Genomic DNA, 22,148 nt, shown 5'->3' on the forward strand with positions numbered 1-22,148 from the left:
CTTAAAATTTTTAGTAAGGCATCATCAAGACTTCTACTATTTCGCCTTTTTTAAGAATTTCTTTATCCATTGGGATCATTAAAAGTGCAGCTTTGTTTGTTAAATTATTTACTATCGCTGAACTGCCAAGCTTTTTGCCATTTAGATTTACAAAATTTTTTCCTTCACGATTTTCTAAATTTACAGCTGTAAATTCTAAAAATGGTGAGCGTTTTTTATAGTCTTCGTCCATTATCGCCGTGATCTTTGGCTCTTCTTGACCAAACCACGCATTTATTAGGACCCTCACGTAAAGCACACACATAACCATTGCCGAGTACGGAAATCCAGGCAGTGCAAAGATATATTTATCGCCTGACTTTGCCACTCTGATGTGACGACCTGGTTTTATGGCAGCACCCTCGATGATAAGGCTAAAATTTTCATTTAAAGCGCCTTTTACAAAGTCGTAATCACCCATACTTATGCCCCCAGTCGTCACTAATATATCAGCTGATTTTAGTGCGTTTATGATCGCTTTTTCGACAAGCTCAGCCTTATCTCTTACGATCTCACAAAGGATCGGCTCTGCGCCCATTTTGCGTATCTGCATAGCGATGCCTACGTGATTTGAGCTGTGAATTTGTGCTGGATTTTCTAGAGGTTCGCCAAGGTCTTTTATCTCGCTGCCAGTCGCTAGTATCGCAACTCTTGGGCGTATGAAAACGCTTACGTGAAAGACACCAAGCTCAGCAAGAAGTGCTATCTCGGCGTAGGTTAGATGTGTGCCTTTTTTGATCAAAATTTCACCTTTTTTGTAGCTTTCTCCTACTTCGCGCACAGCAAAACCCTTTGGTACGCTTTTTTTGATGATTATTTTCGAGCCGCTAACCTCGACATTTTCTACCGGCACAAGAGTATCAGTGCCTTCGCTCATTAGTGAGCCAGTGAAAGTTTTGACGCATTTACTACCCTCTATGACTAGTCCTTTGTCGCTACCTGCTGGAAGGTCTGTGATAAGCTCAAGCTCACTTAGACCATCTTTGAAGGCAAAAGCGTATCCATCCATCGCTGAAACTGGCTTTGCTGGGTAGTTTTCAGCAGCTGTCACGTCGTAAGCTATGTGTCTATCAAGTGCATCTGTTATGGCTACTTTTTCGATCTTATCCCACTCATTTATAGTATCTTTTAGAATTTTTAGGCTATCTGCGTAACTCATAAAATCTTTCATTTTTATCCTTTTTATGAAATTTTTGCATATTTTATCTACTTTGCTCTTAAAAAAATTAATCTTTGTTTTATTTAATGATTATTAAAATGTCGTTTAAGAAATCAGTTTGATTTTACCCTATACATAGGAATATTTATGAATAAAACAGTGCTTTACATCATTGCAGGTGCAAGCTTAGGCATTCTTGGCCCAGTGCTTGTTTATTTTGGCAACCCAGCAAATATGGGCGTTTGCGCGGCTTGCTTTTTAAGAGATAGCGTAGGTGCTTTTGGTTTTCATCAAGCCAAAGTGGTACAGTATCTAAGGCCTGAAATTTTAGGGCTTATCATCGGAGGCTTTTTAGCAAGCATGCTTTGGAGTAGAAATTTCACTCCAGTATCTGGCAGTGCGGCATTTTCTAGGTTTTTCTTAGGCGTGTTTGCTATGATTGGTTGCCTTATCTTTTTGGGCTGCCCATGGAGAGCGTTTTTGCGCCTTGGCGGCGGGGATATGACTGCTATTGCTGGTCTTGTCGGTTTATTTGCCGGAGTTTTTGTTGGACGATTTTTCAAGAAAAATGGTTATGTTATACCTGAAAATGATGCCACTACAAAACCAGTTGCGTTTTTGCCATTAATTATTGCTGTTTTGCTTTTAGCAGCCCTTGTTTTTGGTTTAAAGCTTGGCGATAATGGTGCTTTATTTAGCTCAGAAAAAGGCCCAGGTTCACAGCACGCAAATATCTTTATCTCACTTATTTGCGCCATTGTTATTGGCATTTTTATGCAAAGAAGCAAATTTTGCTCGGTTGGAGCGATTAGTAAAGTTTTTGAGCGTGATCTTTCAATGTTTTATGGCATTGTATCTATCATCGTTTTTGCAAGTATCACAAATTTAGCTCTCGGACAATATAAATTTGGCTTTGAAGCTCAACCTATCGCTCATAATGATGTTCTTTGGAATTTCTTAGGCATGAGCTTGGCTGGTCTTTGCTTTAGCCTAAGTTATGGCTGCCCAGGCAAACATTTAGTGCAAATGGGAGCTGGAAATTTAAGCTCGGCTGTATTTGTTTTAGGTATGGGAGCAGGTGCTGCGATAAGCCATAACTTCATACTTGCAAGCTCAGGAGCTGGCATCACTCCTTACGCTCCATATGCCGTAGCGATCGGCTTTATCTACGCTATTTATGTTGGAGTTTTTACTAAAAAAGCATAATATAAATTTGGCTGCCTTTGCAGTCAAATTTATTCACTCCTTATATCTATCACCTCATCAAAAAGTTCAAAAAGCTCGCGTTGGTGTGTGATCATTAAAATACTAGCCTTAATCTTAAAATTTTTTAGCGGCAATAGTAATGCATTTTGTTTTAAGATATGGCAAACGATAATTCTAAATCGAACTAAAATTTTAATAATGAATTGATAAAATTAATAAACATCAATATAAAGTAAATATTTTAAGCTATTTTGATATAGAATATCGATTTTGATTTTATCTAAAGGAATTCTATGAAGTTTAGTATACTTGCTTCATCACTGATCTTTAGCTCGCTGTGGGCTTTAGATACAAATAACAGTGATTATTCAGTTGTTTTACCAACTATCGAGGTGGAAGGTATCTCGGAGCAAAATACCCTAAAAGGTTATATCGCGTATGATAGCGCGGATATCAATAGAAATGGACTCAGTAACAAAGAGACGCCACAAACTATCGAAAATATAGATATACAAAAGAACAGAAACTACGGTACAAATGACCTTTCAAGTATCCTTGAGGGAAATGCTGGTATTGATGCAGGCTACGATATGAGAGGTGAGAGTATCAAGATAAGGGGTTTTAGCGTTGATGGCGGTGATATATATAGAGATGGTGTTAGAGACTCAGGACAGATAAGACGTAGCACAGCAAATGTTGAGAGAGTTGAAATTTTAAAAGGGCCAGCCTCAATCTTGTATGGAAGAAGTGACGGCGGTGCGGTTGTAAATTTGGTTAGTAAAAAGGCAAATTTTATGCCTGTTTATAAGCTTTCAGGCAGGGTTGGTAGCTGGAGCAGATATGGCGGTGGTATAGATGTAAACCACGTAGTAAATAATCAACTAGCCGTAAGACTAACGACTGATATGGAGCGTGGAAAGTCATGGAGAGATGGTATAAAATATAAAAATTTTATGATAAGTCCAAGCGTTGTCGTGACAAATGATGGCGGAACGGTTAGTTTTGAGGCACAATATACATATGATAATGCTTGGCGTGTACCTGATAGAATGCCAACAAAAAGTGTCTATGACAAACTTGGTATCGACTATACAAAGGGATTTTCTCACGATGGAGACTTTGTTGAAGATAAGCTTCATTTCTTCCGTACCGAGCTAAATGCGCAACTAGCAAAGGATATAAATTTAAAATGGGTCTTTGGCTATAGAAAAGCTAGTCAAAATTTTGATCATTATTTTAGTGGTACCATCATGCCTGGAAATAGATTAAAGCAAAACTATCCGATGATGACACGCTCTCAAATGCTATAACACTTACAAAAGAGCTTGAATTTACAAGATTTAAGCATAATCTTACTTTTGGATATGACAACAGCGTAGAAACTCGCCATCCAAGGCTTTGGTTTGATAGTGCAAAAAATGTAACTATAAATCCATATGCATCAAGATCAAGTTGGGGTAGTGTGGGCTACATACCACTTAATACTGATAATAAACATAAAGCTATAAATAATGGAGTATTTCTCGAGGATCTAATAAGCTTAGACGACAAATATAGGCTACTTGTTGGTGGAAGGTTTGACTTTTATAAATTTAAAACAAGAAATATTGCAAATATGACAAATAGCTACAAAGGGCACTCTTTTAGTCCAAGAGTTGGCTTGCTGTGGGACTTTTTGCCAGAACATACCGCATACGCCTCATACTCAAAGAGCTTTGCGCCTTATGGTGGTCGCGGAAATATAGGTATAAGTACAGGCGATACAACGATGCTTGATCTAAAACCGCAGAATAACGAGCAATATGAAATCGGCTTAAAAAGCACATGGGCTGATAATAGGTTTAGCTCAAACCTAGCGATATTTCAGATCGAGCATAATAATATAAGATACCAACCAGATTCTACAAATGATCCATATACATGGGCAGTTCGCGGCAAGGAGCGCAGCCGCGGTATCGAGCTAAACGTGCTAGGGCAAATTTACGAGAATTTATACCTGCGCAGCTCACTTGGATACATGAGAGCCATCATCGTAAGTGATAAGTCAAATCCATTAAACGAAAAACTTAGTCTAAAAGATACAACTAACTGGCAGGGCAATGTTTTTTTAAGATATGCTAAAAATGATAAATGGTATGTCGAAAGTGGCGTAACCGGGTACTCTAAAAGATATAGTTACAAAGTAACTAAAACAAGCGTAACCGATCAACACTTGCCCGGCTTTGCAAGGCTTGATGCAAGTGCTGGATATAACTTTAATGAACACACTCAAATGACACTAGCAATAAACAATATCTTAAATAAAAAATACTGGCGTTCAGACTCAAGACCGGGGGACGAGAGATCGTTTATGCTAAATATGCACTACACTTTTTAACTAAAATTTACACCGCCTTCTCTTTGGCGGTGTAATCTTTTGTCATGTGAAATTTGGAGAAATTTAGCCACCAAAGATGGCTAAATTTGAAGTTATCTTAAAATTTGAATCTTTGCTTTTGCACGGAGTTTATCAAAATAATCAGCCATAAGTTTTTCTTGCTCGCCTTGATAAAGCTCGTTTATAACATTATCCTTAACATCTGCAAAGCTTGGAGTGTATGAGCCTATTTTTTCTTTTACATAAAACATATCAAAACTATCAGCGCCTTGTAGTATTTGGGTAAATTCGCCATTATTTGTGCCAGATATTATAGCTGCTAGCCTTGGATCTATGCTTTGATAGTCTAAACTTAGCTCTTGCGTTTGTACGCTACTAAGTAGTGATGGACTTGTTTTTTGAGCTTCTAATTCTTCAGGATTTTTTGCCCTATAAAGAACCACTTTAGCAGTGCTAAAGACCTTAAATTTATCAGGATTAGCATCAAAATACATCTTTGCTTTTTGCTCATTTACATTTTTGCCAGCTTCAGCCAAAATGCTTTTATAAAGCTTTTCTTGAAGCATCTTTTTTTCTATGTTGTTTTTAAACTCCAAAAAGTCCATGCCTTGAGCTTGGATGGAGCTTCTAAACTGCGAGTTTGTCATGCCATTTTGTTTTGCGATCGCTTCGACTCTGTCATTTAATTCAAACGGTGTTACGCTTAAGTTTAAATTTTTTATCTGAGCATCTTCGAGTCTATCTCTTATGAGTAAATTTAAGGCATCTTGTTCGCTAGCTCTTAGCTGCTCTTTCAAGCTATAAACTTCATAAAGCGTGATTGGTTCGTTCTCTACAATAGCTGCGATACCGTTTATCATCTGAGCCGAATATAAATTTAAAGCACTTAGCATGCCAGCAGCCAAAAAGAGCAATTTTTTCATAATAAAACCTTTATTTAAGTATTTAGTAAATATAATTTTGGGCAATTATAACATAAAAATAAGGCACAAAATGATAGTTACTAGATTTGCTCCGTCGCCTACTGGATACCTACATATAGGCGGACTTAGGACAGCCCTTTATAATTATTTATACGCAAGAGCTAATAATGGAAAATTTTTACTTCGTATCGAAGATACTGACTTAAAACGAAACTCTGAAGAGGCTACGCAAGCCATAAAAGAGGCATTTGCTTGGTGCAAGCTTGATCACGACGGTGAAGTGACATATCAGTCAAAGAGGTTTGATCTTTACAAAGAGTATGTTAAGAAGCTTCTTGAAGAAGGCAAGGCATATAAATGCTATATGAGTAAGGATGAGCTTGAAGAGCTTAGAGCTAGCCAAGAAGCAAAAAAAGAGCGTCCAAAATATGATAATAGATATAGAGATTTTACAGGCAATCCTCCAGCTGGCATCGAGCCAGTCATCCGTATAAAAGCCCCGCTTAGCGGCGAGATTGTCATACATGATGGCATAAAAGGCGAGGTTAAATTTAAGGTTGAAGACATATTAGATGACTTCATCATCGCAAGAAGCGACGGCACACCGACCTATAACTTCACAGTTGTGATAGATGACGCATTAATGGGCGTAACAGACGTCATCCGCGGCGATGATCACCTCTCAAATACCCCAAAACAGATCGTTCTTTACGAGGCACTTGGCTTTAAGGTGCCAAAATTTTATCACGTCGCTATGATAAACGGCGAGGATGGCAAAAAGCTTAGCAAAAGGCATGGTGCGACTGATGTTATGGAGTATAAAAAGATGGGCTACTTGCCTGAAGCGCTCTTAAATTTTCTCGTTCGTCTTGGCTGGAGCCACGGCGATGATGAGATTTTTACTATTGAGGATATGCTTAAATACTTTAATCCAAACGACATCAACAAAAGCTCAAGCACCTACAACGCTCAAAAGCTTGACTGGCTAAATTCTCACTACATTAAGACTTTGCCTTACGAGAGGCTAGCGCACGATATGCTTGAGTTTGGTGTGGATTTTAAGGCTTTGGTAAAGGGTGAGCTACTACTAAATTCGCTCCGTGAGAGATCAAAGACATTAATTGAAATGGCAAATAGCGCAAACGCGATAATCAACGCTCCAAAAAGCTATGATGAGAAAGCTTGGGCTAAATTTATAAATGAAAATAGCAAAGAAATTTTGGCTAAATTTGCTCAAATTTTAGATCGTGACCTTGACGCAAAGGGCTACGAGGAGCTAACAAATAAATTTTTAGAGCAAAATGGCTTAAAGCTAAAAGACCTAGCTCAGGCCTTAAGGATAGCGCTAACTGGCTCAAGCGTGAGCCCAAGCATATTTGAGGTGCTTGAAGTAGTAGGCAGTAGCGAGACGAAAAATAGAATACAAAATTTATTAAAGGAAGAAAAATGACACATGTAACTAAAGAAGAAGCACTAAACTACCACATAGGCGGCAAGATCGAGATAAAGGTAAAGACGCCTTGCGAGACGTCAAGAGACCTTTCAATGGCCTATACGCCTGGCGTTGCAGAGCCTTGCAAAGAGATAGAAGCTGACAATGAGCTAGCTTATAAATATACAAATAAAGCAAATCTGGTAGCCGTCATCACTGATGGCACAGCTGTTCTTGGACTTGGCGACATCGGTGCCATCGCTGGTAAGCCAGTTATGGAAGGAAAGTCAGTCTTATTTAAAAAATTTGCAAATGTTGATGCCTTTGACATTGAGCTAGACGAGCACGATCCTGATAAGATCGTTGAGATTTGCAAGGCTCTTGCTCCAACATTTGGCGGCATAAATTTAGAAGATATCCGTGCTCCAAAGTGCTTTGAGATCGAAAGGAAGCTTCAAGAAGCAGTCGATATCCCAGTCATGCATGACGATCAGCACGGCACTGCGATGATAACAAGCGCTGGTATGATAAATGCGATGGAAATTTCTGGTAAAGATATCTCTAAAATCAAAATTGTAGTTAGTGGTGCTGGTGCGGCTGGTATCGCTTGTGCGAAGATGTATAAAGCACTTGGTGCAAAACATATCGTGATGATAGATAGCAAAGGCGTAATTCACTCAAAAAGAACAGACCTTACACCTGAAAAGGTAGAATTTGCACTAGATACAGAGGACAGAACTCTAGCTGATGCGATGAAGGGTGCTGATATGTTTTTAGGTCTTAGTAAGCCAGGAGTGCTTACAAAAGAGATGGTTGCATCTATGAATAAAGAGCCTATAATTTTTGCTCTTGCAAATCCAGTGCCTGAAATTTATCCAGAGGACGTTGAGGCTGTAAGAAGTGACGTTATGATGGGCACAGGCAGAAGCGACTATCCTAACCAAGTAAATAACGTTCTAGGCTTTCCATTCATCTTTAGAGGCGCACTTGACGTTAGAGCTAAAAAGATCACTGAAAATATGAAAATGGCTGCAGCTAGAGCGCTTGCGCAGCTTGCAAAAGAGCCAGTGCCAGCTGAAGTTTTAAAAGCAAGTGGCGTTAGCGAGCTAAAATTTGGCAAAGAGTACATCATCCCAAAACCATTTGACAAGCGCGTGCTAACAGCGGTCGCTCCAGCAGTTGCAAAAGCTGCAGTTGAAGATGGCGTAGCGAGAGTAAAAGATTTTGATGTTGAGGCTTACAAAGCCAAACTTGCAAAAGGATTTTAATCAAATTTAGCCCAAATTTTGGGCTAAATTCTTCTCTTGGCATTTTATAAAAGACAAACCTTGTAAAAAAGTAAATTTAAGGACAAAAAATGCAAAACGTGAAGCTCATCTCACACCCATTGATCGAGCATAAATTAACAATCTTACGTGATAAAAACACCCAGCCTTTTCAGTTTCGCATGCTAGTTGATGAGATCAGCTACCTTATGATCTTTGAGGCGACTAGAAATTTAAAGGTAAAAGATGTCAAAGTCCAAACACCAGTTGCGGTGGCAGACGCAAAAAGGCTCACTACAAAGGTGATGATATGCCCTATCTTAAGGGCTGCTCTTGGCATGCTTGATAGCGTCTTTACCATCATACCAGATGCGAGCGTTGGCTTTTTGGGCTTTCAGCGAAACGAAGAGACAGCGCAGGCTGAGTTTTTCTACGCAAAGCTTCCAAAAGACGCAAAAGAGCGCATGGCGATCATCATCGACCCTATGTTTGCGACTGGTGGCACGGCGATAGATGCAGTTAAGTTCTTGCGTGAAAAGGGCGTTAAAGAGATCAAATTTATCTCTATCATCGCCGCACCTGAGGGGCTAAAGAGATTTAGCGAAATTTATCCAGACGTCGAGGTCTATACGGCATCTATCGATGAGAAACTAAACGAGAAAAACTACATCGTACCAGGTCTTGGTGACGCTGGCGATAGAGTTTTTAACACTCTTTAAGGGCTAAATTTGAACAAAAGACTTTTGCCAGCTCTAGTTGCCTTTGTCATTGCTATCATCATCGCCACCTTCTTTTTTTCAAAAGAGGGTGGCGAGGCAAACAAAAACGCTCAAATTTTACTTGAGCAGCTCAATAAAGAAGGGCAAAAGAGCCAGAGCCTCGCAGAAAACGGCTCATATACCTCAAAAGATGAGGTCGCACTTTATATCTATAAATTTAACAAGCTACCAAAGAATTTCATAACCAAAAAAGAGGCACTTGAACTTGGCTGGGACGCAAAAAGCGGAAATTTATGGCAGGTAAGTGGCGGCAAAAGCATCGGTGGGGATAGATTTTCAAACAGAGAAAAGAGGCTACCTGAGGCTGATGGTAGAAAGTGGTTTGAGTGCGATGTGAATTATAATGGTGGCAGGCGCGGCGCTGAGAGAATTTTATACTCAAACGACGGGCTTATCTACTACACGCCCGATCACTACGAGCATTTTTACCTGCTTTATGAGAAGAGGATGCAATGAAAAGCGTGATCTTAGATGCCAAAAAGATGCTCGAAAAAGAAAAAATGCATGAGTATTTTGCTAAGAAATTTGACCTGCCAGAGTACTACGGCAGAAATTTAGACGCGCTCTTTGACTGCCTTTGCGAGATAAATGAGCCAACTCTTATAAAGCTAAAAAACGAAAATGCTTTGGATAGTGCCACAAAAGAGAGCTTAACCCAGCTATTTCGCGACGTTTGCAACGAAAATGAGATGGTTAAATTTGAGCTTGTAAAAGATGAAAAATGATATTTGGAAAAATTGATTATCTAAATTTACTCCCATTTCACGTATTTTTAAAATCAGCCCCATTAAGCTCTCAGATAAAAAAGGCGATCGAGTTTAAAAAAGGCGTGCCAAGCAAGCTAAATAGAGCCCTAAACGCTAGAAAGATCGACGCTGCGGTGATCTCAAGCATAGCTAGCAAAAAGGCAAATTTAAAGAAGCTAAATTTTGGAATAGTCGCCAAAAAAGATGTAAAAAGCGTGCTTGTGCGCAAAAACTCAGCCCCAAAGCCAGATCCTGCCTCAGCTAGCTCAAACGCCCTAGCCAAGGTGCTTAAACTAAATGGCGAGGTGATCATAGGCGACAGGGCGCTAAAGGCATACTTAAGTGAGGGCAAAGAGTGCTTTTACGACCTTGGTCAAATTTGGCACGAAAAGACAAATTTGCCATTTGTTTTTGGTAGATTTTCTTACGTAAAAAATGGCTCGTTTTACAAAAAACTGGTCGCAAAATTTCTACAAAAAAATGTAAAAATTCCAAATTATATATTAGCCCAGTATGCCAAAAGCCGCGACATAAGCGAGCAAGATATCAAGTGGTATTTGAAATTTATAAGCTACAAGATCGGTCCAAAAGAGCAAAAATCACTCAGAAAATTTTTTAAAGAGTATATATTATTAAAAGCAGCAAAAAAGAATTAAATTTTTATAGCTTCTTAGCAGCTGCCAAGAAGCTATAAAATTTAGTGATGCATATGCATATTAGTTGAGTTATCATCACTCATATTTTGCATCATCATATTCATATGCATCTCACCCATATTTTGCATCATCTTGTGGTGATCGTGCATTGGCATATCTGCTGGCATGTTCATCGGCATATTCATATGCATACCCATCTCACCGTTTTCAGCCTTGTAGCCAGTTATGGTAGGATCAACCATGCCAAATATCATAGCGACGTGTGCGACGACCAAGGCAAATATGAGTAGGAAAAAGTGAAGCTTTAGCTTTGCCTTTTCGCTTGCGTTTTTGTAGATCAAATTTAGCTCTAAAAGCGCGATGCCAAGAAGTGGTATGACGCTGATGAGATATGAGTAGACAGCGATGACATCGGCATATCCACGCCATTTTATACTTGGATAAATTTTTGCCATAAAATAGATCACAAGAGCTGTAAAATAGACCCCAAGCACTATGCCAGCAAATTTGCCAACAGCCTTAAAGCCAGTATTTTTGCCGCTATCCATGTGATACATAGTGAGAAACTCCATCGCCACTAAAAGCTCCGTAAGCCCCACAGGTATCACCATGAAGAGGATTAGATTGTAAGGTTGATTGAGCGATAAAAGCTCCATGTAGTGTGTCATTACCATTGTAAGTCCTTTGTAAAAAATTTAAAGAAGTTTAACGCCAAATTGCTAATAATCATAAAATATCAAGATAACAAATTTAAGCGGATGTTAAATTTACTCCTAGCTTGGCTAAGAGTAAATTTAAGTTAGTCTTTAAACTCGTGTGAGATGACTGGAGAAAATTCTTCCCAATGAAGTTTGGTTTTGATTGTTGGCATCTTGCTTTGAAATGGCTCTTTCTTAAGAGCTGCCATAGCGACACTATCGCCTTTTGGCTTAGCCGGTGCTTCTACGTTTAGTATAGAGCGTTCAAGATCAATGAAATCTTTTAAAATAATAGTATATGATTTAAAGAAATTTGCCTCTTTGTGAGCCAAAAGTAGCGAGCCAAACTCGTCTACAAATAAATTTAAGGTCTCAGAAAATAGCTTATTGCTAATATTTTTTGCATCATTAAACTCATCTTTTAAAAATGTAGCCATCGCTAAAAATATAAATCCAACATAGTCCTCGCTATCTTTGCAAAGCTCGCTATCACGCCTATATGGGCTTAGTTTTAAACATTCAATAACCCTAAGCCTAGCTGCCCCGTTATCTCTGCCCTCTTCATAAAATGAGGCACTTAAAGGGATGTTTGTAAAGCCAAAAAGAACGTCATTTTGTTCTTTTGAAAATTCTTCAAAGCTAAATTTATCTAAATTTTTAAACGCAGCATCACTATCCTCGCTTAAAGGATTTGCACTTAAGTATCTTAACTGCTCTTTCCACCTTGAAAATTTCTCATCATTTGTGTAAAAAAACATAGGATATGCTAGAAATTCGTAAAAATATGATCTTGCTTTTATGATGTTTTTATCCATTTAATAAATCCTCTTTCATTGCGTTTATTTGGGCTTGAACCATTAGTTTGGCCTTACAGTCAGCACAGCAGTAAAGTGCTTTTATCTTGACCCTATCGTTGCCAAATCTTGGTTGCATTATAGTTGCGATCTTTTCGACAGCTTTTTTAGTCGCAAACTCTTTTCCGCACTCAACACAGGCAAAAAGCTCATCTCTTGCCAGTTCATTATATGTAAAAAACTCAGGCTTAAGAGAAATTTTTCCAACCTCAAGGCTTATGGTATCTTTTTCAGCACAGCTTAGTTCGCAGTATCCGCAAGCTGTACAGACGCTTGGATTAAATAAAATCGAATTTGTCTTTTTATCAGCTACTAGCGCACTTACGTTACAAGCGCCAACGCAACTTAGACAAAGTGTACAGCTATCAGTGTTTATCTTGACATCACCGTATCTTATCATCTCACCGCTTTTTACCACGCCAAGATCTTCGCTGCCTACTAAAAACTCAAGCCTTTTTGCAAAAATTTCTCTTTTTGGCAAGGCATATTCGTTTATCGTGTGTTGTGAGTCAGCTATAAATTTTACCTTTTTGAGTGATTCTTCAAGCTCGTTTTTATCTTTAGCGTGATAGATCGCCGTCTCTTTAAATTTAAGCTCATAAATTTGATTTAAGATGCTAATGGCGTCTTTTTCGCCTTTGCCAAGAGTTTTGCTAAATAAAATCACACTCGCACCACTTTCTTGAAGCAATGTAAGTAGATGCGCTTGATTTAACATATGTGGTGCTAATATGAAAAAAGGTAGGACATTTTCAGGTAGGCTTATATTTAGCTCGTCTAAATTTGTTTCATTAGAGATTATTAGTGGAATTTTACCTTTGTAAAGTTTGGCAATAGTAGCAAATGAGTTTTGTGGCATAAGTGTAGAGTCAAGTGCGCCGCTAGGGCAGACGCTGATACAGTTTCCACAGTTTGTGCAATCTATTTGCGAAAAGACAAGGTGCTTTGTTTCATCCTCTTTTAATATCGCAACCGTTGGGCAAACTTCAGCACAACGTCCGCAAATTTCAGTCCTGCGCTCGTGATATTGACAGATCGAAGAATCGTATTGAGTTAGACTTTTGTACTTAAATTTTGGAGTTTTTTCATTTAAAATTTTAAGCACAGCTTCGTCTTTTAGTCCAGATATTTCGTAACAGCCGCTTTGCTTTAGCATATAATCCCTTGCGTTTTCAACCAAGAAAAAGTCGCAATCGACCTCAAATTCGTCGTTTGCTCTAAGTACTAAAACGCTTAGCTCACCAGCCGCACCGTATATAAATTTTACTTCAAAGTGCGTGAGTTCAATGACTTTATAGCCATTTTCTTTTAATAAATTTGCTAGCTCTTCGCGGCCTGAGTTGCTAACTATTACGACATTTTTGCCAACCTCTTTTTCATAATCGACATCCTTTGCCATCTCAAAGGCACTAGCTCTTGCCTCGTAGAGCAAAAGCGTGTTTTTAGCTTTTTCTAAGACGCTTGCGGTTGTATTTTCTAGATAAAAATTTATCTCAGGTGCGATAATGTTTGCTTTAAGCTTTGGCGAGTTAGAAACTAAATATTCTTCCTTTTCGTTATTTATTTCTATCTGTTCATTTAGCATTAAAGTATCGTCAAAATCGTTATAAAAGCCAAATTCTTTCATAGTTTCTCCTATTATCAAAAACAGGTTTATTTTAATATTAATGGGATTAATGGACTCTGAATTTTATATGTTCTTTTTTGCTCTAAGGTTTAATTTATAATATTTTTTATGTTAAAATCACGGCTTGGTAAAACTAACTTACTAGGAGCACGAATTGAGCGTTTTAAGAGATATCCCACAAGTTGATAAGATCATAAAAAACGAAGCATTTTCAGGATTTGATATAAATTTAGTCACATTGCTTGCGAGGCAAATTTTAAATGAAGTTAGAGCTAAAATTTTAAATAAAAATGCAAATTTTGCATTGCAAGAAATAATAGATTTAATCCTAAACGAATATCATAAATTTAATGAATCAAGCCTTCAAAGAGTGCTAAATTTAACTGGTGTAACCATTCACACAAACCTCGCTAGAAGCGTCATAGATAAAGAAATTTTAAGCCGTGCAACTCCGGTAATCACAGGGTATTCAAACCTTGAATACAACCTAAAAACAGGCAGTCGCGGCAACAGATATGACTATATCGGTGAGATGATCGCAAGAGCATTTGGTTTTGAGGACGCTATCGTCGTAAATAATAACGCAAGTGCTGTATTTTTGGTGTTAAACACCTTTGCAAAGGGCAGGGAGGTAGTCGTTAGTAGAGGCGAGCTTGTCGAGATAGGCGGTAGTTTTAGGGTGCCTGAGGTGATGGCAAATGCAGGTTGCTTTTTAAAAGAGGTCGGCACGACAAATAAAACTAGACTTAAAGACTATGAGTCGGCTATTTGTGAAGATACTGCAATGCTTATAAAAGTGCACCGCTCAAATTTCGACATCGTGGGCTTTAGCGAAGAGGTTACAGCAAATGAACTAAGCAAGCTAGCGCGTGAGCAAAATTTAATAGACTATTTTGATCTTGGCAGCGGTTTTTATGGAAATTTACCGTTTAATCTAGACAAAAATGAGCCAGATTTAAAGCATTTAAAAGACGTTTCGCTAGTTAGCTTTAGCGGTGACAAACTCCTTGGTGCGGTGCAGTGCGGAATCATTGTTGGTAAAAAAGAGCTCATCGCAAAGCTTAGAAAAAATCAGCTTTTAAGAATGCTTCGCGTAGATAAAGTGATCATTTCGCTTTTGGCTGAGAGCATGAAAGCTTATTTAAATAAAGAATTTGAGCTAATCACAACACAAAAACTACTTCACAAAAGCGCAAAAGAGCTTGAAAACTTAGCAAATTTTATAAATAAGAATCTAAAAACATCGCTAGAAATCGTTCGCACACAAACCTTTGTAGGAGGCGGTGCGATGCCAAATAAAAAAATTCCAAGCGTGGCTTTGGCGGTTAGTGGAGATGCAGTTTTAAATGAGCAGAAATTTAGGCAAAAAAAGGTAATCGGCCGCATAGAAAATGATAAATTTTTGCTTGATTTAAGAACGCTTTTAGATGAAGATGTAAATGAACTAATAAAAATAATAAATGAAACGGAAGAAAAATGAGTTTAATAATAGGAACAGCAGGGCATATCGACCACGGAAAAACCGCACTTATAAAGGAGCTAAACGGCTTTGAGGGGGACAATCTTGAAGAGGAAAAAAAACGTGGCATAACGATCGATCTAAGTTTTTCAAATTTAAGCAAAAACAGCGAAAATATCGCCTTTATCGACGTGCCAGGGCATGAAAATCTAATAAAAACAATGATAAGTGGCGCGTATGGCTTTGATGCGTGCTTATTTGTAGTGGCTGCAAATGACGGACTTATGCCCCAAAGCTTGGAGCATCTTGAAATTTTAAATCTCCTTGGCGTTAAATCCTTGATAGTAGCGCTTACAAAGTGCGACCTCGTAGATGAAGCGACTATAAATTTAAGAAAAAAAGAGATAAGAGAGGAAATTTCTAAATTTAAAAACCTGCAAATTTTAGAAATTTTCGCCATTAGCATAAAAGACAAGGTAAGTATAGATGAGCTTAGAAACTATCTCTTTACACTAAGGGCTAAAAAACGCGATGAGGACGGCGTTTTTAGATACTACATCGATAGGGTTTTTAGCCTAAAAGGTATAGGAAACGTCGTAACTGGTACTGTGATAGAGGGAAGTGTCAATAAAAACGAGAAGCTTTTTAACTACGACGCCGGTAAAGAGGTACTCGTAAGAAGCGTGCAAAGCCACGATGAATTTGTAGAGCGTGCAGGTGTTAGTAGCCGTGTGGCACTAAATTTGACAGGCATTGAGCTTAACGAGCTAAAAAAAGGACAGCTACTTAGTAAAAAAGGCTTCTTTAGAGGTTTTAGAGAGATAGACGCGGTCGTAACTGCTAAAAATTTGATCCACTCGCAAAACGTAACATTTTGCGTGGGCGCTAAAAATGTCCCTGCAAAGGTGCTAATACTAAGCCAAAAAGATGATAGCTACTTCGTGACCTTTAAATTCCAAAGCGATATGTTTTTGAAATTTGACGAGACTTTTGTTCTCATTTCAGACGCACGAGTGATAGGTGGTGGTAGAGTGCTAAACCCCGTACTTGAGCCACTAAAAAAGGCTGGGAAAATTCTCTTTTTGGCAGCACTTTTAAAGTATGATTTTGTGGAGGCATTTTCTATACTAAAAGATGCTCACAAAAATGGCTTTGGCATTATCTCGTCTTATCAAAGATTTGGCCTAAGTCACGAAGAGGCTGTGAGTGTAGCCAAAAAACTATCATCTGTTTTTGTTGATGAAAAGGCGTTAAATATTTACGATCTAAGTGCAGTTGAACGGATAAAATCAGTGGTTAAATTTATGATAGAGAAGAATGAATTTGCTGTTTTTTCAGCTCAGAGTATAAGCTTGAAACTTACTTGGGCTAGCGTTAGTTTGGCTCAAAAGGCACTTGATGAGCTTGAGAGTATAAATTTAATCGCCAAAAATGATGGTGTCTATACAAAAAAGGGCGTTGATATTAGCAAACTAAAAGTAAGGCTCGAAGAGAAAATTTATGAAATTTTAGAAAATGGTAAGCTGGCCCCAACTGCACCATATAATATATATGATGAGCTGGAGATTGATAGGCTAAGTGGCGATAATGCTCTTAAAAAATTAACCGCAATGGGCAGGGTTGTAAGGCTGGAGCATAACCTTTTCATTACAAGAAATTCGCTAAAAATGGCACTTGATAAGCTAAGAGAGATCATCAAAAATCAAGGCTTTGTAAATGTCACAAACGCCAAGGATGCACTAAATTTAAGCAGAAAATATGTAATCGCTTATCTTGAGCAGCTCGATCTTGAGAGTGACATAATGAAGCAAGGAAATGACAGAGTCTTTCGTGGTTAGTATTCATTTACAAAAAGTAAATATAATCCGCCAAATTTTTTAAAAGGAAAAAAATGAAAAAAGTGGTTTTGGCCTCAATATTAGCGGCAACTAGCCTAATGGCAGCAAGCGATAAGCAAATAGAAGATTTTTACTCAGAAGTTTTTAAAAATCAAAATATCGATGGTGTTAATGTAAAAGTCGTAGAACGCACTAAAATTTTAGATGATATAGAAAAAGTAAGCTTAAAATTTAGCAAAGGAGATATGTCTCAAGAAGATGTGACTTTTGTTAAGGGCGATCTTATGTTTCCTGATGTTGTAAATTTAAAGGAGCAGAAGTCTTATTTAGCTGAAGAAAAAAAGGTAATCGCAGAAAAAGCAGCACTTGATTTAGTAAAATCACTAGCTAAAATTTATAAAAAGGAAGACAAGGCAAATGTTATAACTCTTGGCAATGATAGTAAAAAGCCAACTCTTATCATGTTTTCAGATCCTGAATGCCCATATTGTAGAGCCGAGCTAGCAAAAATCGAAACGACATTAAAAGACAATAATGTTGAAATCATCCTAACTCCAGTGCATGAACTATCGTCTTTACAAAAAAGTGCTTTGATCTATAAAGATATAAAAAATGCAAAAAGTGATAGCGATAAGGTTAAAATTTTAAGAAAGTATTTTTCTGAAGATTATAACGTGGATGAAAAAAATGTTAGCAAAGAAGAGAGCGACAAGATCGATACTTTACGTAAAAAATATTTCTCAGCCGGCGTTAGATCAGTACCATTTATCATAAACAAAAGTGATCTAAAATAACCTTTTCTAGGGATCTCTCCCTAGAATTTCTTCTTTTAATAAAAATTCTTAAATTTTAAAATACATTTAACTATATTTTTAATAAATACTTAATAAATATAACTAATATTATATATTTACTTTTATTATTTTATAAATATGCTAAATTTACACAGTTTAATTCTAGGCTCTAAAAGCCCTGAAATAGACTGTTTGCAATATTTTAGTATCTCTAAATATGCAAATTTTACATATTATGGAACCAAATTTCTCAAATTTTTAAGATTTGAGGGGCAAGGAGAAAAAATGCAAGGATCAAGAAGAGATTTTTTAAAGAAATCTCTAAAAGTTGGTACTGCTGGCGGAATACTCGCAGTTTCTGCAATAGCAAAAACAACTAGTGATGACTTAGCTCCTGATGGCAATGGCGTCGTCGTTGGCAAGTCAAATAAAAAAGAGGTGCTTTATAAAAAAAGTAAGAACTGGGAAACCTACTATAAAATCGCATACTAAGGGAGAAAACCATGAGTGATGCACGTATAGGAAGACGTTCATTTTTAAAGCTAGCCGCACTAGGTGCTGGCACCACAATGGCTTTTGGACAAAATGATACGATAAGACACGCTAGCGCAGAGGAGATAAAAGATCCTTTCCCTGGCTCAAAAAAGGTTAGAACTATTTGTTCTATATGCTCAGCAGGCTGTGGTATCGAAGCTGAGGTAAAAGATGGTGTTTGGGTTCGACAAGATATGGCGATGTTTCACCCTATATCTCAAGGCTCACACTGCTCAAAAGGTATCGATCAGATCGACCTTACGCATAGCAAACAACGCATCAAATATCCTATGAAAAAGGTTGATGGCAAATGGCAGAGAATTTCATGGGAGCAAGCTGTAAATGAGATCGGCGATAAGATGCTTCAGATTCGTAAAGAAGACGGCCCTGATAGCGTTATATTCTTAGGTTCTGCGAAATTTAACAACGAGCAAGCATATTACTTTAGAAAATTTGCTGCGTTTTGGGGCACAAACAGCAACGACCACGTAGCAAGAATTTGACATAGCGCAACAGTCGCCGGTGTGGCGAATACTTGGGGTTATGGCGCGATGACAAACCACTTTGGAGATATGGCTGCAAATTCAAAATGTATATTTATAATAGGTGCAAACCCAGCTGTGGCAAACCCAGTTGGCGGTATGAAGCACACTTTACAAGCAAAAGATAGAAACAACGCAAAAGTGATCGTAGCTGATCCAAACTTTACAAAATCAGCCGCTCACGCTGATCTATACCTAAGACAAAGATCAGGTACCGATATAGCGCTTGTTTATGGACTTATCCATATCATCTTAAAAAATGGCTGGGAAGATAAAGAATTTATAAAAAATAGAACTTACGGCATCGACGAGATAGCAAAAGAGGCTGAGCACTGGACACCAGAGGTCACATCTGACGTTACAGGCGTGCCAGTTGATAAGCTTATAGAGGCTGCAAACATCCTAGCTCACACAAAACCAGGCACAGTGATCTGGGCACTTGGTATCACACAGCACTCAGTTGGTAGCTCAAATACGAGAATCTTACCTATTTTGCAACTAATCCTAGGCAACATGGGCAAACCAGGTGGCGGCTGTAACATCATCCGTGGTCACGACAACGTTCAAGGCTCAACCGATATGTGTAACCTCTCAGATAGCTTGCCGATGTATTATGGACTAACTGATGCGGCTTGGAAGTACTACTGCCAAGGCTGGGGTGTTGATTATGATGAGTTTGTAAAACGCTTTGCAGTCTCAACCAAAGAGCCAAAACAAGGCGGTACACCAGTTAAAAACACTGTTTTTGAAGAGTATTATTACCACGATCCTAAAAATCCAGAGGATAGAAACTGGAGAAATGAAAAAGGCTGGTCACTTTCAAAATGGTGGCAAGGCGTCTTAAAAGAAGAAAATACCTTTAGTAGTGGTGCATTAAGAGTTCTTTGGGTTCAAGGAACTGGTCTTACATCTATGGCGCACCTAGCTAAAATTCAAGAAGCAGCTTCAAAACTAGATATGATCGTCGTAGCCGAGCCATTTGTAAATGAAATTTCTATCCTTTCAGATAGAAAAGATGGCGTTTATATCTTGCCGGTGGCAACTGCCTTTGAAAATGAAGGCCACATAAGCGCTACAAACCGCTCAGGTCAGTGGAGAACAAAAGTCGTTGATCCACTTTATGAAAGCAAGGGCGATCATGAAGTAATGTTTGCATTTGCTAAGAAATTTGGCTTTTACGATGAGTACGTAAAAGGCATGAAAATGGGTATCGTAGATCATGAAATAAAACAAGTAAAAGATGATTTTGTATGGCCTGATGATGCGACAAATGAGATAGCAAGAATTGGAAATTCTATAGGTTATGGTGGTAGAACAGCTGAGATGTTTAGACGCCATCAAGCAAACTGGGATAAATTTGATCCAGATACGCTAATAGGTATTGGCGGTGAAGTCAAAGGCGAGTATTACGGTAAACCATGGCCAGCATGGGATGAAAAACACCCTGGAACTCCAATACTATATGATATGAGCAAACCTTATGCAGAGGGTGGCTCTGGCTTTAGAAATCGCTTTGGACTAGAGCACAACGGCGTTAGTCAGCTAGCTAGCGAAGAGACAACACTTGTTGGCTCAGCTATAAAAGGTGGCTATCCACAAATCACAAAAGAGAATATAGAAAAAGTCTTAGGCATAACTCTAACTGAAGAAGAGAAAGCTAAGATGGGACCAAGCTGGAGCATGGATTATAGTGGTATTATCTTTGAAAAATGCCGCGAAAAAGGTGTTGTTCCTTATGGTAATGCAAGGGCAAGAGCTATCGTTTGGGAATTCCTCGATCCTATTCCAAAACATAGAGAGCCTATTCACTCACCACGCTGGGATCTTGTTCAAAAGTATCCGACATTTGAAGATCAAGCTAGAAATTTCCGTGTTTCTACTAAGTTTAAGTCAGAGCAACAGGCAAAAGATTGGTCAAAAGAGTTCCCTATCGTATTTAGCACGCAACGCGTCGTAAACCTAAGCGGTGCTGGTATGATCGAAAGAACTAGTAAATATCTATCAGCTATTACGCCAGAGATGTTTGCTAATGTTAACCCAGAGCTAGCTTTACAATACGGCATAAAAGACCGCGATATGATGTGGATTCACAGCCCACAAGGCACAAAGATCAAAGTAAGATGCTATCACAGCCAGATGGTAACTCCAGATAGAATTTGTATGCCATACAACTTCGCTGGTATTATGCAAGGCGTTGATCTTTCAGCTCGTTATCCAGAGGGCACTAAGCCTTATGTTATCGGCGAGAGCTTTAACACAGTTACTAACTACGGATTTGACCCAGTTACTCAAATTTCAGAGTTTAACGCAGGTCTTTGTCGTATAGAAAAAGCTGAGGAAAATACATTTAAAACATCGTTTTTCCATGAATATGGCGAGAGAGACGCCATGGGTAAAGAGTAAGGAGGAATAAAATGGCAAGAATGAAATTTTTCGTAGATACTAATAGATGCATTAGTTGTTATGGTTGCCAAGTTGCTTGCTCTTCTGCTCATGAACTTCCAGTGGGAATTTATAGAAGGAAGGTCATTACGCTTCACGATGGTATCGAAGGTAAAGAGGTTTCAACTACCATTGCATGCCAACACTGTACTGATGCACCTTGTGAGCAAGTTTGCCCGGTTGATTGTTTCTACATTAGAGCTGATGGCATCGTGCTTCATGATAAAAATATATGCATAGGCTGTGGTTACTGCTTATATGCTTGTCCGTTTGGTGCACCACAGTTCCCTAAAGATGGAGCATTTGGTGTAAAGGGCGTTATGGATAAATGTACAATGTGTGCAGGCGGTCCAGAGCCAACAAACTCACACGAGGAGAGAGAGCTTTACGGTCAAAATAGAATGGCTGAAGGAAAAGTGCCTATGTGTGCGGCTGTTTGTGCTACAAATGCACTTTTAGTTGGAGATGCGGCTGAAGTATCAAATGTATATCGCAAACGCGTTATGCTAAGAAATACTGGGCTAAATGCCTAACAAGAAGGAGAGCATTTGCTCTCCTTTAAATTTTAGAATCTAAACTTAAAACCTTTTTATTTTTTATAAGACTACTATTCTTATATTCAAAAGATAAATTTTAAATTTACATTAGAAAATTTCTAAAATCATTTAAAATTGGCTATTTGAAGACAAATTTCTTTTTATTATCTCAATTTACTCTATTTTATGATAATCGTTTTTATTTTAATCAAAGTAAAGCCTTGATAATATTCACTTCAAAA

Annotated in this window: 20 protein-coding genes and 1 pseudogene; 16 read left to right on the plus strand and 5 right to left on the minus strand. The window is 38.2% G+C overall.

The window, feature by feature from the left end; genetic code table 11:
• Positions 1 to 10 precede the first annotated feature (10 nt).
• A complete protein-coding gene (locus B9N66_RS01260) occupies positions 11 to 1,210 on the minus strand; it encodes a molybdopterin molybdotransferase MoeA (RefSeq protein WP_087579560.1) in 1,200 nt (399 codons plus the stop codon).
• A 135-nt stretch (positions 1,211 to 1,345) separates the two neighbouring features.
• On the opposite strand from B9N66_RS01260, the gene yedE reads away from it, so the two are divergent.
• The 3 genes from yedE (at position 1,346) to B9N66_RS09785 (ending at position 4,781) form a co-directional block, all read left to right on the plus strand.
• The gene (yedE, locus tag B9N66_RS01265) at positions 1,346 to 2,404 is read left to right on the plus strand and encodes a YedE family putative selenium transporter (protein WP_087579561.1); all 1,059 of its coding nucleotides are present in this window, start codon (positions 1,346 to 1,348) and stop codon (positions 2,402 to 2,404) included.
• 293 nt (positions 2,405 to 2,697) lie between these two features.
• The gene (locus tag B9N66_RS09780) at positions 2,698 to 3,714 is read left to right on the plus strand and encodes a TonB-dependent receptor (RefSeq protein WP_219336834.1); all 1,017 of its coding nucleotides are present in this window, start codon (positions 2,698 to 2,700) and stop codon (positions 3,712 to 3,714) included.
• Entirely contained in the window at positions 3,711 to 4,781 is a 1,071-nt protein-coding gene (locus tag B9N66_RS09785) for a TonB-dependent receptor (RefSeq protein ID WP_257639759.1), read from the plus strand. Before B9N66_RS09780 ends, B9N66_RS09785 begins: the two co-directional genes overlap by 4 nt.
• Before the next feature lie 92 nt (positions 4,782 to 4,873).
• Here the strand turns inward: B9N66_RS09785 and B9N66_RS01275 are convergent, their stop codons facing one another.
• On the minus strand, positions 4,874 to 5,704 hold the full coding sequence (locus B9N66_RS01275) for a peptidylprolyl isomerase (RefSeq protein WP_087579562.1): 831 nt from the start codon (positions 5,702 to 5,704) through the stop codon (positions 4,874 to 4,876).
• Between the two features lie 70 nt (positions 5,705 to 5,774).
• Here B9N66_RS01275 and gltX point away from each other — a divergent pair, with 70 nt between their 5' ends.
• The 6 genes from gltX to B9N66_RS01305 all read left to right on the plus strand — a co-directional run bounded on the left by gltX (position 5,775) and on the right by B9N66_RS01305 (position 10,582).
• A complete protein-coding gene (gene gltX, locus B9N66_RS01280) occupies positions 5,775 to 7,154 on the plus strand; it encodes a glutamate--tRNA ligase (RefSeq protein ID WP_087579865.1) in 1,380 nt (459 codons plus the stop codon).
• On the plus strand, positions 7,151 to 8,404 hold the full coding sequence (locus B9N66_RS01285) for a malic enzyme-like NAD(P)-binding protein (protein WP_087579563.1): 1,254 nt from the start codon (positions 7,151 to 7,153) through the stop codon (positions 8,402 to 8,404). Before gltX ends, B9N66_RS01285 begins: the two co-directional genes overlap by 4 nt.
• Positions 8,405 to 8,493: 89 nt before the next feature.
• Positions 8,494 to 9,120, plus strand: a complete 627-nt coding sequence (gene upp / locus B9N66_RS01290) for a uracil phosphoribosyltransferase (RefSeq protein ID WP_004317747.1) — start codon at positions 8,494 to 8,496, stop codon at positions 9,118 to 9,120.
• 9 nt (positions 9,121 to 9,129) lie between these two features.
• Entirely contained in the window at positions 9,130 to 9,636 is a 507-nt protein-coding gene (locus B9N66_RS01295; RefSeq protein ID WP_087579564.1) for a ribonuclease domain-containing protein, read from the plus strand.
• Positions 9,633 to 9,905 carry a barstar family protein gene (locus tag B9N66_RS01300; RefSeq protein ID WP_087579565.1) on the plus strand — a complete coding sequence of 91 codons (273 nt, stop codon included), beginning with the start codon at positions 9,633 to 9,635 and terminating at the stop codon, positions 9,903 to 9,905. The genes B9N66_RS01295 and B9N66_RS01300 overlap by 4 nt, the downstream gene beginning before the upstream one ends.
• The gene (locus B9N66_RS01305) at positions 9,902 to 10,582 is read left to right on the plus strand and encodes an MqnA/MqnD/SBP family protein (RefSeq protein ID WP_087579566.1); all 681 of its coding nucleotides are present in this window, start codon (positions 9,902 to 9,904) and stop codon (positions 10,580 to 10,582) included. The genes B9N66_RS01300 and B9N66_RS01305 overlap by 4 nt, the downstream gene beginning before the upstream one ends.
• A 41-nt stretch (positions 10,583 to 10,623) precedes the next feature.
• Here the strand turns inward: B9N66_RS01305 and B9N66_RS01310 are convergent, their stop codons facing one another.
• The 3 genes from B9N66_RS01310 to B9N66_RS01320 all read right to left on the minus strand — a co-directional run bounded on the left by B9N66_RS01310 (position 10,624) and on the right by B9N66_RS01320 (position 13,761).
• Positions 10,624 to 11,256: a DUF6803 family protein gene (locus B9N66_RS01310; RefSeq protein WP_087579567.1), complete on the minus strand. Its 633-nt coding sequence runs from the start codon at positions 11,254 to 11,256 to the stop codon at positions 10,624 to 10,626.
• 125 nt (positions 11,257 to 11,381) lie between these two features.
• Positions 11,382 to 12,095, minus strand: coding sequence for a formate dehydrogenase-specific chaperone (locus B9N66_RS01315; RefSeq protein WP_087579568.1), 714 nt, complete (start codon positions 12,093 to 12,095; stop codon positions 11,382 to 11,384).
• Positions 12,088 to 13,761 (minus strand): 4Fe-4S binding protein, encoded by a 1,674-nt coding sequence (locus tag B9N66_RS01320; RefSeq protein ID WP_087579569.1) that lies wholly within the window; start codon positions 13,759 to 13,761, stop codon positions 12,088 to 12,090. Before B9N66_RS01320 ends, B9N66_RS01315 begins: the two co-directional genes overlap by 8 nt.
• A gap of 154 nt (positions 13,762 to 13,915) precedes the next feature.
• Here B9N66_RS01320 and selA point away from each other — a divergent pair, with 154 nt between their 5' ends.
• The 7 genes and pseudogenes from selA (at position 13,916) to fdh3B (ending at position 21,903) form a co-directional block, all read left to right on the plus strand.
• The gene (selA, locus tag B9N66_RS01325) at positions 13,916 to 15,241 is read left to right on the plus strand and encodes an L-seryl-tRNA(Sec) selenium transferase (protein ID WP_087579570.1); all 1,326 of its coding nucleotides are present in this window, start codon (positions 13,916 to 13,918) and stop codon (positions 15,239 to 15,241) included.
• On the plus strand, positions 15,238 to 17,058 hold the full coding sequence (selB, locus tag B9N66_RS01330; RefSeq protein WP_087579571.1) for a selenocysteine-specific translation elongation factor: 1,821 nt from the start codon (positions 15,238 to 15,240) through the stop codon (positions 17,056 to 17,058). The genes selA and selB overlap by 4 nt, the downstream gene beginning before the upstream one ends.
• Positions 17,059 to 17,111: 53 nt before the next feature.
• Entirely contained in the window at positions 17,112 to 17,852 is a 741-nt protein-coding gene (locus tag B9N66_RS01335; RefSeq protein WP_087579572.1) for a thioredoxin domain-containing protein, read from the plus strand.
• Positions 17,853 to 18,137: 285 nt separating this feature from the next.
• Positions 18,138 to 18,344: a twin-arginine translocation signal domain-containing protein gene (locus B9N66_RS01340; protein ID WP_087579573.1), complete on the plus strand. Its 207-nt coding sequence runs from the start codon at positions 18,138 to 18,140 to the stop codon at positions 18,342 to 18,344.
• Between the two features lie 77 nt (positions 18,345 to 18,421).
• Positions 18,422 to 18,616, plus strand: a pseudogene (locus B9N66_RS09840) (hypothetical protein); the annotation flags it as partial.
• 48 nt (positions 18,617 to 18,664) lie between these two features.
• Positions 18,665 to 21,331 carry a formate dehydrogenase subunit alpha gene (locus B9N66_RS01350; RefSeq protein ID WP_257639760.1) on the plus strand — a complete coding sequence of 889 codons (2,667 nt, stop codon included), beginning with the start codon at positions 18,665 to 18,667 and terminating at the stop codon, positions 21,329 to 21,331.
• An 11-nt stretch (positions 21,332 to 21,342) separates the two neighbouring features.
• Positions 21,343 to 21,903: a formate dehydrogenase FDH3 subunit beta gene (gene fdh3B, locus B9N66_RS01355; protein WP_087579576.1), complete on the plus strand. Its 561-nt coding sequence runs from the start codon at positions 21,343 to 21,345 to the stop codon at positions 21,901 to 21,903.
• Positions 21,904 to 22,148: the final 245 nt, after the last annotated feature.

Source organism: Campylobacter concisus, assembly GCF_002165775.1.
Lineage (GTDB): Bacteria > Campylobacterota > Campylobacteria > Campylobacterales > Campylobacteraceae > Campylobacter_A > Campylobacter_A concisus_E.